The following is an 11,836-nucleotide window of genomic DNA, read 5'->3' as shown; positions in this document are numbered from 1 at the left end:
AGTGCGGCGCCATGGAGCAACAACGATGACCGGCCCCTGGATGACCCTGGCCATCACGCTGGCCGTGCAGGCCATGGTGTCGATGGCCTTGCTGACCTTGCCGGTCATGGCGCCCGTGGTGGCGCCCGCGCTGGGCGTGTCGGCCGCGTTGGTCGGCGTCTACGTGGCCCTGGTCTATGCCGGCGCCATGGCCGCGAGCCTGGCGGCCGGCACGGCCGTGGCGCGCTTCGGCGCGATCCGCGTGAGCCAGGCCGGGCTGGTGCTGTGCGCCGCCGGCCTGGCCCTGTGCGCCGTGCCGTCCACGGTCGCCAGCGCCGTCGGCGCGGTGTTGATCGGTCTGGGCTACGGGCCCATCACGCCCTCGAGCTCGCACCTGCTCAGCAAGAGCACGCCCGCGCACCGCATGTCGCTGGTGTTCTCGGTCAAGCAGACCGGCGTGCCGCTGGGCGGCATGCTGGCCGGGGCACTGGTGCCCAGCCTGATGCTGCTGCTGGGCTGGCAGGGCGCGCTGCTGGCCTCGGCCGCGGCCAGTCTGGTCTGCGCCGTCGTCGCCCAGCCGCTGCGCGCCGAACTCGACGCCGACCGCCAGGCCGACAAGCCCATGGCGCTGGGCAACCTCGCGCAGCCGATCCGGCTCGTGCTCGGACATCCGGCGCTCAAGATGCTGGCCGCCTGCTCCTTCGTGTTCTCGATCGCCCAGCTCTCGCTGACGACCTACCTCGTGACCTACCTCAACGAGGGCCTGGCCTACGGGCTCGTGGCCGCGGGGCTGGCGCTCTCGCTCGCGCAACTGGGCGGCGTGGTGGGGCGCATCCTGTGGGGCTGGGTGGCCGACCGCGGCATGGGCGCGCGCCGCATGCTGGCGCTGCTGGCTGCCGTCATGGCGCTGGGCAGCGTGGCGACGGCGTTGCTCTCGCCTGCCCTGCCGCAATGGCTGGTGCTGGCCGTGCTCGTGGTGTTCGGTGCGTCGGCGATCGGCTGGAATGGCGTCTACCTGGCCGAGGTGGCGCGCCAGGCGCCGCCCGGCCTGGCTGGCGTGGCCACGGGGGGCACGCTGGCGTTCACGTTCTTCGGGGTGGTGCTGGGGCCGCCGGTGTTCGGCGCCTTGTCGGCCCTGTTCGGGACCTACCGCGCGGGCTATCTGGGGCTGGCGGTGCCGACTGGCCTGTGTTGCGTGGCGCTGTTGCGCGCCAGGCTGTCGGCGCGGGCCGCCGAGGGCGGCCGCTGAGCGCACGGCGATGCGTGCGCGGCGTGGCTCAGGCTTGGTACTTGCGCCGTGCGCGGGCCGCCAGGCCGATGCCGCCGGCCAGCAGCAGCGCCAGCGACGAGGGCTCCGGCACTTCGTTGTCGCGCTCGGTGATGATGGCCATCGACTGGATCTCGGGATCGTCTTGCTCCAGGAAGCGGATGTCGTAGCGGGTCGAGCGGTAGCTGGGCGAGATGGACGCGTAGTTGTCGTTCACGTCGCCCATGATCAGGGTGTAGAGGGCGTAGGAGCCGTTCGGGTCGCTGTCGTACTGGTTGGGCTTGGTGTCCATGCTGGCCTGCGTGCCGTCGAAGTTGGTCACTTGCCACACCGCGAGGTTGAGGCCGTAGCCGGCGGCCGGGCCGTAGCTGCCCTGCATCAGGGAGGCGTAGTACCCGTCGATCACGTAGTGCAACAGCGCCGTGGCCATGTCGACCGTGCCCGGATTCTTCAGGAACGGGGCGAAGGAATCGGTCAGCGTGTACTGGTAGGCGGTGGTCCAGCCCGGAAATTGGGCCGAGTGCTCGATGCAGATGGCGAACAGGGTGTCGGGGAGGGTCTCGTTGCCCGACACGGTGGTCACCCCTGTCATGTCACCCATGTATCCCGAGAAGTAGTTGGTGGAAGTCATCGTGCCCTGGACGACTGTGGCGCTTGCGGGGGCGGCCAGACAGGCGGAAAGAGCGGCGGTGGCGAGGATGCTTTGCAGGTTCATGGGAGTCTCGGGTGGTGCGCAAAAGAGAGATGAAGCATACAAAGATAGATGGATTACTTATGTGTGGAATTTGGTGTTCCATCTGCGCGGTCCGGTGCCGGATGTGACGTAGTTGCGATTTTTTATGTATGCAATTGAAGAAGGGGTGATTTGAGAATGCAAGAACGCAGTTACCTGTTCGTGCCCGGCGACCGGCCCGAGCGCTTCGACAAGGCCCTGGCCAGCGGCGCCCACGGCGTGATCCTGGATCTGGAAGACGCAGTGCAGCCCGAGCGCAAGCCGCAGGCGCGCGCGGCCGTGCGCCAGTGGCTGGCGCAGGCCAGCCAGCCGGTGTGGGTGCGCATCAACCCGGCCGACACGGCCTGGTTCGCCGAGGACTGCAGCCTGCTGGACGCACCCATGGTGCGTGGCTTCATGGTGCCCAAGGCCCAGGACGCCGACGGTCTGGCGCAACTGGCCGTTCGGTTGCGCCAGGACCAGTGGCTGATCCCGCTCGTGGAGACGGTGGCCGGCTGGTTCGCCGCCCAGGCCATCGCGCGCGTGCCGCGCGTATTGCGGCTGGCCTTCGGCTCGGTGGACTTCATGTCCGATTCGGGCATCCAGGGCGAGGGCGAGGAGATGCACAGCGTGCGCACGCAGCTCGTGCTGGTGTCGCGCCTGGCCGGCATCGCTGCGCCCATCGACGGCGTGTCCGTGGCCATCGACGATGCGGCCCAGCTCGACAGCGATGTGCGGCGTTCGCGCCGCTTCGGCTTCGGTGCCAAGCTGTGCATCCATCCCAAGCAGGTGGCGGGCGTGCACCAGGGCTTTGCACCCTCGGCCGCCGAGGTGGCCTGGGCCGAACGCGTGGTCGCGGCGCTGGCCGCCGGGCCGCTGGGCGCGGTCACGGTGGACGGCAAGATGGTTGACAAGCCCATCGCGCTGCTTGCGCAGGCGATCCTGGCGGAAGCGCGTCCAGCCGACTAGCGGTCCGAACGGCGGTCTGGTCGGGCGTTGGCGCCCGGCGGCTCGTGCTGAAATTCGGCCCGGCCCCGAGGGGCCAGGATCCAACATGCCCGACCGCTTTGCCCATTCCACCATCCAGTGCCTCGCCGCGGTCGCGCAGCACCACCAACTGCCGATCAATCCGGAACGCTTGATCGAGGACTACGCGCTGGGCGCCGAGGAACCGGCGCCGGCCACGTTGTTGCGCATCGCCAGCGACATCGGGCTCAAGGCCAGCCATGAGCGCATGGGCTGGGCCGGCCTGCTGGCGCAGCAGGGCGTGTTCCCGCTGATCGCACGGCTGGCCGATGGCCGCTGCGTGATCGTCGTGGGCGCCAAGCGCGATGCCGGTGCGCCCGCAACCGACGGCAAGCCGGGCGGCCAGGTGGCCGTGCTGGACCCGCAGTCGGAACGCCCGACCGAGGTGCGGCTGTTCGAGCGCGCCGCCTTCGCCGCGCTCTGGCAAGGCGAGGTCTACCTGCTCAAGCGCCTGCACGCGCTGCCCGAGGCGCAGCAGCGCTTCGGCCTGCGCTGGTTCGTGCCGGAGATCATGAAGCAGAAGGCCGCGCTGCGCGACATCGCCATCGCGGCGCTGGCCATGCACCTGCTGGCGCTGGCCTCGCCGATCTTCTTTCAGCTCGTGATCGACAAGGTGCTGGTGCACCAGAGCATGTCCACGCTCTGGGTGCTGGCCGTGGGCGTGGTCATCGCACTGCTGTTCGATGCGCTGTTCGGCTTCCTGCGCCAGCTGCTCACCTTGTCGGCCACCAACAAGATCGACATGCGGCTCACACGGCGCACCTTCGCCAAGCTGCTGTCGCTGCCGATCGACTACTTCGAGACCACCACCGCCGGCGTGATCACGCGCCACATGCAGCAGGTGGAGAAGATCCGTGCCTTCCTCACGGGCCGCATGTTCTTCACGGTGCTGGACGCGACCTCGCTGGTCGTTTTCCTGCCCATCCTGTTCGCCTACTCGATGAAGCTGGCGCTGGTCACGCTGGCTTTCACAGCGCTGATCGCCTGCGTGGTCGCGGTCATGGTGCCGGTGTTCCGGCGCCGGCTCAACGACCTGTACAACGCCGAGGGCGCGCGCCAGGCCATGCTGGTGGAGACCATCCATGGCATGCGCACGGTCAAGGCGCTGGCCATCGAGCCGGCCCAGCGCCGGCTGTGGGACCAGCGCTCGGCGCAGTCCATCAACATGCAGTTCCGCGTCGGCAAGATCGCGATCACGGGCGCGGCCATCACCGACTTCCTGGGCAAGCTGCTGCCCGTGGTGATCATCGCGTTCGGCGCGCAGCTGGTGTTCGACGGTGAGCTCTCGGTCGGCGCGCTGATCGGCTTTCAGATGCTGGCCGGCCGCGTGGTGCAGCCGCTGATCGCCATCGTCGGCCTGGTCAACGAATACCAGGAGACGGCGCTGGCCGTGCACATGCTGGGCGAGGTCATGAACCGGCCATCCGAGGGCTCGGCCGGCGCCGGCGGGCTGCGGCCACAGTTGGGCGGTGCCGTGACCTTCGACGCCGTGAGCTTCCGCTACCCGGGCTCCAGCGTCGCCGCGCTGGACCGCGCGAGCTTCACAATTCCCGCCGGCGCCGTGGTCGGCATCGTCGGGCGCAGCGGCTCGGGCAAGACCACGCTGACCAAGCTGATCCAGGGGCTGTACAGCGTGCAGGAGGGCGTGGTGCGCTTCGACCGCGTGGATGCGCGCGAGATCGAGCTGGCCCACCTGCGCCGCCAGATCGGCGTGGTGCTGCAGGAGAACTTCCTGTTCCGCGGCACCGTGCGCGAGAACCTGTCGGTGGCGCGGCCCGAGGCCTCGTTCGAGGACATCGTGGCGGCCGCCGAGGCCTCCGGCGCGGCCGAATTCATCGAGCGGCTGCCGCAGGGCTACAACACGCTGCTGGAGGAGAACGCCGCCAACCTCTCGGGCGGGCAGAAGCAGCGCCTGTCGATCGCACGCGCGCTGCTGACGCGCCCGCGCATCCTGATCCTGGACGAAGCCGCCAGCGCGCTGGACCCCGAGAGCGAGGCCATCTTCATCCGCAACCTGTCGCAGATCGCGGTCGGGCGCACGGTCATCATGATCTCGCACCGGCTCTCCACGCTGGTCAATGCGCACGCCATCCTGGTCATGCAGCAGGGCAAGCTGGTGGACCAGGGCCGCCACGCAGAGTTGCTCACGCGCTGCGAAACGTACCAGACCCTGTGGCACCAGCAGACCAGCCATGTGTAAGCGATACCCCCCGTTTCGCGCGCACTGCGTGTGCGCGCATACCCCCCAGGGGGCGCATCCTGCGGCCTGGCAGCGCCAGTTCCGCGGTCGCGCTTGCATGGCCTGCTCCGCGGCCTCTGGCACCTCTGCCTGCGTGCCGGCGCATTGGGCTGCGTGCGTTGCGCAGCACGTGTGGAGGCAGGCATGAACTGGTTCAAGCGCGACCGCGACGCCACCGCCGTCGCCTACCTGCCCGACGCCGACGAGATCGAGCGCAGTCCGGTGCCGCGCCTGGCGCGGCTCACGCTGCACGCGCTGGTGCTGGCTGTCGTGGCCTTCGTCGCCTGGGCCTGCCTGTCGCAGATCGACCAGGTCGTCGTGGCCAAGGGCCGGCTCGTCAATCCGCTGCCCAATGTCGTGGTGCAACCGCTGGAGACCGGCGTGGTGCAGAACGTCGCCGTGCGGGTGGGCCAGGTCGTGCGCAAGGGCGATGCGCTGGCGTCCCTGGACGCCACGTTCACACAGGCCGACGAATCCCAGCTGCGCGTGCGTCTGGCCAGCCTGCAGACCCAGGTGCAGCGCCTGCAGCAGGAACTGTCGGGCAAGGCCGTCGTCCGCGGGCCCGCCCAAGGCGATGCGGATGCGCAACTGCAGGCCACCTTGCTGGTCGAGCGCCAGGCCAACTACCAGGCGCAGCAGCGCAAGCTGGCCGAGACGGCGGCCAAGCTGCGTGCCGCCCTGGCCACCAACCGGCAGGACCAGGCGCTGGTGGCCTCGCGCCTGAAGTCGCTGCGCGAGATCGAGGCCATGCAGGAGCGCATGGTGGCGCAGAAGCTGGGCTCGCCGCTGCAGCTGCTGGAAGCCCAGCAGCGCACCAAGGAGGTCGCGCGCGAGCTGGAACTGGCCGTCAGCCGCGAGCAGGAGCTGCGCCGCGAGCTGGCCGCCTTCGATGCCGAACAGACCGCCTTTGAGAAGGGCTGGCGGCAAAAGACCATGGAGGACCTGCTGACGGCCTCGCGCGAGCGGGACAGCGTGCGCGAGCAGCTGCAGAAGGCAGAACGCCGCCAGAACCTCGTGACCCTGCTCGCGCCGCAGGACGCCGTGGTGCTGGAGATCGCCAAGCTCTCGCCGGGCTCGGTCGTGCGCGAAGCCGAGACCTTCTTCACGCTGGTGCCGCTCAACGTGCAGCTCGAGGCCGAGGTGCAGGTCGAGGCGGCCGACGTGGGCTACATCCGGCGCGGCGACCATGCCCACGTGAAGGTCGCCACCTTCCCGTTCCAGCGCCACGGCACGCTGGATGGCGAGGTGCGCACCATCAGCGAGGACGCCTTCCAGCGCGACCCGGGCGCGCGCAGTGGCAGCGATGCCTATTACCTGGCGCGGTTGACGCTGGGCGACGCGGCGCTCAAGAACATGGCCGAGAGTGCGCGCCTCCTGCCCGGCATGACGCTGGATGCCGAGATCGTGGTCGGGCGGCGCTCGGTCATGTCCTACCTGGCCTGGCCTTTGACCAAGGGGCTGGACGAAGCCATTCGTGAGCCACGGTGACATTTTGTGGCTTGAATGCAACGAAAAGTGTCTGTTCAGGTTAAGAACATATAAATCTGCAAATTAGGTCAGGCAGCATTCAAGTTTTCCTGCGTCACGGTCGCCATGACGTAGTGCGGAGGTGGCGGCGCGCGCAGTGGTTTGACGCTCAGAAGCGTCGCCCCTCCTGAAAAGCAAGCACATGGCGGTCACTTTGGTGGTCTAATTTGTCCACTAAAACTGCACACGTGTTTGTGCGCATGAACTGACTACGAAGAGAGCCCAACATGAGCAACATCAGTGGCCTGACCACCGAGCAGATCGCCGCGCTCACGACCGCCCAGATCCAGTCCTTGAACACGGCGGACATCGCGGCGTTCACGACGGCGCAGACCCAGGCCCTGACCACGGTGCAGGTGGTGGCTCTCCAGACCAATCAGGTCCAGGCGTTCAGCACCTCCAACATTGCCGCGCTGACGACGACGCAGATCGCTGCGCTGGAAACGCGCGACGTGGCGGCTTTGCGCACCACCCAGGTCGCGGCCTTGAACACGGCCGCGGTCGCGGCCCTCACGACCACGCAGATCGGTGCGCTGGGCACGGGCTCCATCGCCGTGCTGAGCACCGCCAGCATCGCCGCGCTGACGACCACCCAGATCCAGGAACTGACCACCGCCCAGGTGCAGGCGCTGGGCACTGCGCAGCTCGGCGCGCTGAGCACGGCGCAGGTCGTGGCGCTGGAGACGCGGGACATCGCGGTGCTGCGCACATCCCAGATCACGGCACTCAACACCGCCGACATCGCCGCGCTGACGACAGCCCAGGTGGGCGCCATCAACACCGCCAACATCGCGGTGCTGCAGACCACGGCGGTGGCGGCATTGACGACGGCGCAGGTCGAGGCGCTGACGACCGCCCAGGTCAACGCGCTGAGCACGGCCGGCATCGCCGCGCTGAGCACGGCGCAGGTTGCGGCACTGGAAACGCGTGACGTGGCCGTGTTGCGCACCAACCAGGTCGCGGCCCTGACGACGGCCGGCGTGGCCGCGCTGACGACCACCCAGGTCGCCGCGCTGCTGACCACGGCGCAGGTCGAAGCCCTGACGACGACGCAGGTCGGTGCGATCACGACGGCCGGCATCGCCGCGCTGACCACCGCCCAGGTGGCGGCGTTGGAAACGCGTGACGTGGCCGTGTTGCGCACCAACCAGGTCGCGGCCCTGACGACGGCCGGCGTGGCCGCGCTGACGACCACCCAGGTCGCCGCGCTGAGCACGGCCAGCGTGGCCGCGCTGACGACGGCTGGCGTGGCCGCGCTGACCACSGCGCAGGTGGCGGCGCTGACCTCCAACCAGGCCGCATCGCTGACCACGGCCGGCATCGCGGCGCTGACCACGGCCCAGGTGGTCGCCCTGGAGACCGGCGACCTGGCTGCATTGCGCACGAACCAGATCGCAGCCCTGACCACGGCCGGCGTGGCCGCGCTGACGACCGGCCAGGTCGTGGCGTTGACCAGCGTGCAGGTCGCATCGCTGACCACGGCCGGCATCGTCGCGCTGACCACGGCGCAGGTCGCGGCGCTGGAGACACGCGACGTGGCGGCACTGACCACCACGCAGGTGCGGGCGCTGGAAACCACCGACCTCGCCGCGCTGACCACCGTGCAGGTGGGGGCGCTGAGCACGGCCGGCATCGCTGCCTTGACCACGGCCGGCGTGGCCGCGCTGACCACGGCGCAGGTCGAAGCCCTGACGACGACGCAGGTCGGTGCGATCACGACGGCCGGCATCGCCGCGCTGACCACCGCCCGCTGACCACGGCGCAGGTCGAAGCCCTGACGACGACGCAGGTCGGTGCGATCACGACGGCCGGCATCGCCGCGCTGACCACCGCCCAGGTGGCGGCGCTGGAGACGCGTGATGTGGCTGCACTGCGCACCAGCCAGGTCGCGGCCCTGACCACGGCCGGCGTGGCCGCGCTGACGACCACCCAGGTCGCCGCGCTGAGCACGGCCGGCGTGGCCGCCTTGACCACGGCTGGCGTGGCGGCCCTGAGCACTGCGCAGGTCGCCGCCCTGACATCGAACCAGGCCGCTGCGCTGACCACCGCCGGCATCGCAGCGCTGACCACCGCCCAGGTGGCGGCCCTGGAAACCGGCGACCTGGCGGCCCTGCGGACCAACCAGATCGCGGCGCTGACGACGGCCGGCGTGGCCGCGCTGACGACCAGCCAGGTCGTCGCGCTGACCACCACCCAGGTCGCGGCCTTGACCACCAGTGCCATCGTGGCGCTGACGACGGCGCAGGTCGCGGCGCTGGAGACGCGCGACGTGGCGGCGCTGACCACCACGCAGGTGCGTGCGATGGAGACCACCGACCTCGCCGCGCTGACCACCGTGCAGGTGGGTGCGTTGACCACGGCCGGCATCGCCGCGCTGACGACGGCCGGCGTTGCGGCGCTGACGACGGACCAGGTCGCGGCGCTGAGCAGCAGCCAGGTGGCTGCGCTGACCACGGCCGGCATCGTGGCGCTGACGACCGCCCAGGTGGCGGCGCTCGAAACCCGCGACGTGGCTGCGCTGACCACGGCACAGGTGCGTGCGCTGGAGACCACCGACATCGCCGCGCTGACCACCACCCAGGTCGCCGCGCTGAGCACCGCCAGCGTGGCCGCGTTGACCACGGCCGGCGTCGCAGCCCTGACCACCGCGCAGGTCGCGGCGCTGACTTCGAGCCAGGCCGCTGCGCTGACCACGGCCGGTATCGCCGCGCTGACCACCGCCCAGGTGGTGGCCCTGGAAACCGGCGACCTGGCCGCGCTGCGCACGAACCAGATCGCCGCGCTGACCACGGCCGGCGTGGCCGCGCTGACGACCGACCAGGTCGTGGCGCTGACCAGCGTGCAGATCGCGGCGCTGACCACCAGTGCCATCGTGGCGCTGACGACCGCACAGGTCGCTGCACTTGAAACCCGCGACGTGGCGGCCCTGACCACCACCCAGGTGCGCGCCTTCGAAACCACCGATCTCGCGGCCCTCACCACAGTGCAGATCGCCGCGCTGAGCACCGCCAGCGTGGCCGCGCTGACCACCGCAGGCGTCGCGGCGCTGACGACCGCCCAGGTCGCTGCGTTGACCTCCAACCAGGCGGCCGCATTGACGACGGCCGGCATCGCCACACTGAGCACAGCCCAGGTGGCGGCGCTCGAAACCGGTGACCTGGCCGCGCTGCGGACCAACCAGATCGCGGCGCTGACGACGGCCGGCGTGGCCGCGCTGACGACCAGCCAGATCGTGGCACTGACCAGCACCCAGGTCGCCGCGCTGACGACCAACGCCATCGTGGCGCTGACCACGGCCCAGGTCGCGGCGCTGGAAACGCGCGACGTGGCGGCACTGACCACCAACCAGGTCCGTGCGCTGGAAACCACGGACCTGGCCGCGCTGACGACCACGCAGATCGGCGCGCTGACCACGGCCGGCATCGCCGCGCTGACGACGGCCGGCGTGGCCGCGCTGACGACCGACCAGGTCGTGGCGCTGACCACCAGCCAGGTCGCCGCGCTGACGACCCAAGCCATCGTGGCGCTGACGACCGCCCAAGTGGCGGCGCTGGAAACCCGCGACATCGCCGCGCTGACGACCAACCAGGTGCGCGCGCTGGAAACCACCGACCTCGCCGCCTTGACGACCACGCAGATCGGCGCGCTGAGCACGGCCGGCGTGGCCGCGCTGACAACGGCCGGCGTGGCTGCGCTGACCACCGCGCAGGTGGCGGCGCTGACGTCCAACCAGGCCGCATCGCTGACCACGGCCGGCATCGCGGCGCTCACCACGGCCCAGGTGGTCGCCCTGGAGACCGGCGACCTGGCTGCATTGCGCACGAACCAGATCGCAGCCCTGACCACGGCCGGCGTGGCCGCGTTGACGACCAGCCAGATCGTGGCGCTGACCAGCACCCAGGTCGCCGCGCTGACGACCAACGCCATCGTGGCGCTGACCACGGAGCAGGTGGCCGCGCTGGAAACGCGCGATGTCGCCGCGCTGACCACCACCCAGGTCCGCGCACTCGAAACCACCGACCTCGCGGCCCTGACCACGGTGCAGATCGGCGCGTTGAGCACGGCCGGTATCGCCGCGCTGAGCACGGCCGGCGTGGCTGCGCTGACCACGGCGCAGGTCGCAGCCCTCACGACGGCCCAGGTGGCTGCGCTGACGACGGCCGGCATCGTGGCGCTGACCACGGCCCAGGTGGTCGCGCTGGAAACCCGTGACGTGGCGGCGCTGACCACCGCGCAGGTGCGCGCCTTCGAAACCACGGACCTGGCGGCGCTGACGACTGTGCAGGTGGCCGCGCTGAGCACGGCCGGCATCGCCGCATTGGCGACCGCGGGCGTGGCCGCGCTGACGACCGCCCAGGTCGCGGCGCTGACCTCGACCCAGGTGCAGGCCCTCACCACCGCGGGCGTGGCGGCGCTGAGCACGGCCCAGGTGGTCGCGCTGGAGACCGGCGACCTGGCTGCGCTGCGGACCAACCAGATCGCGGCGCTGAGCACGGCCGGCGTGGCCGCGCTGACGACCGCCCAGGTCGCGGCGCTGACCAGCGTGCAGGTCGCGGCGCTGACCACCGGCGCCATCGTCGCGCTGACGACGGCCCAGGTCGCAGCGCTCGAGACGCGCGACGTGGCCGTGCTGACCACCACGCAGGTGCGTGCGATGGAAACCACCGACCTCGCGGCGCTGACCACCGTGCAGGTGGGAGCACTGAGCACGGCCAGCATCGCGGCGCTGACGACGGCCGGCGTGGCCGCGCTGACGACCGACCAGGTCGTGGCGCTGACGAGCACCCAGGTCGCGGCCCTGACCACGGCCGGCATCGTGGCGCTGACGACCGCCCAGGTCGCGGCCATGGAAACCCGCGATGTGGCTGCGCTGACCACAGCCCAGGTGCGCGCGTTCGAAACCGCCGACCTCGTGGCATTGACCACCGTGCAGGTGGGCGCGCTGAGCACGGCCGGCATCGCGGCATTGACCACAGCCGGCGTGGCCGCGCTGACCACGGCGCAGGTCGAAGCCCTGACGACGACGCAGGTCGGTGCGATCACGACGGCCGGCATCGCCGCGCTGACCACCGCCCAGGTGGCGGCG

General features: G+C 70.5%; 7 protein-coding genes. 6 read left to right on the top strand and 1 reads right to left on the bottom strand.

Features of this window, described 5'->3' with window-relative positions:
• Positions 1–25: 25 nt before the first annotated feature.
• Positions 26–1,228 carry an MFS transporter gene (locus tag ASF45_RS23575; RefSeq protein WP_056668864.1) on the top strand — a complete coding sequence of 401 codons (1,203 nt, stop codon included), beginning with the start codon at positions 26–28 and terminating at the stop codon, positions 1,226–1,228.
• Between the two features lie 28 nt (positions 1,229–1,256).
• Here the strand turns inward: ASF45_RS23575 and ASF45_RS23570 are convergent, their stop codons facing one another.
• Entirely contained in the window at positions 1,257–1,961 is a 705-nt protein-coding gene (locus ASF45_RS23570) for a PEP-CTERM sorting domain-containing protein (protein ID WP_082551239.1), read from the bottom strand.
• A gap of 156 nt (positions 1,962–2,117) precedes the next feature.
• Between ASF45_RS23570 and ASF45_RS23565 the strand changes: the two genes are divergently transcribed.
• The 5 genes from ASF45_RS23565 to ASF45_RS36150 form a co-directional block, all read left to right on the top strand.
• On the top strand, positions 2,118–2,927 hold the full coding sequence (locus ASF45_RS23565) for a CoA ester lyase (RefSeq protein WP_056668858.1): 810 nt from the start codon (positions 2,118–2,120) through the stop codon (positions 2,925–2,927).
• Between the two features lie 85 nt (positions 2,928–3,012).
• The gene (locus ASF45_RS23560; protein ID WP_056668856.1) at positions 3,013–5,184 is read left to right on the top strand and encodes a peptidase domain-containing ABC transporter; all 2,172 of its coding nucleotides are present in this window, start codon (positions 3,013–3,015) and stop codon (positions 5,182–5,184) included.
• A 183-nt stretch (positions 5,185–5,367) separates the two neighbouring features.
• Positions 5,368–6,711, top strand: coding sequence for an HlyD family type I secretion periplasmic adaptor subunit (locus tag ASF45_RS23555; protein WP_056668853.1), 1,344 nt, complete (start codon positions 5,368–5,370; stop codon positions 6,709–6,711).
• A gap of 266 nt (positions 6,712–6,977) precedes the next feature.
• The gene (locus ASF45_RS36155; RefSeq protein WP_063887769.1) at positions 6,978–8,504 is read left to right on the top strand and encodes a hypothetical protein; all 1,527 of its coding nucleotides are present in this window, start codon (positions 6,978–6,980) and stop codon (positions 8,502–8,504) included.
• A gap of 107 nt (positions 8,505–8,611) precedes the next feature.
• A partial coding sequence (locus ASF45_RS36150) for a beta strand repeat-containing protein (RefSeq protein WP_369802161.1) occupies positions 8,612–11,836 on the top strand: 3,225 nt, incomplete at its 3' end.

This window comes from Pseudorhodoferax sp. Leaf265, assembly GCF_001422365.1.
Classification (GTDB): Bacteria; Pseudomonadota; Gammaproteobacteria; order Burkholderiales; family Burkholderiaceae_C; genus Pseudorhodoferax.
This window is presented reverse-complemented; position numbering and strand designations above follow the sequence as displayed.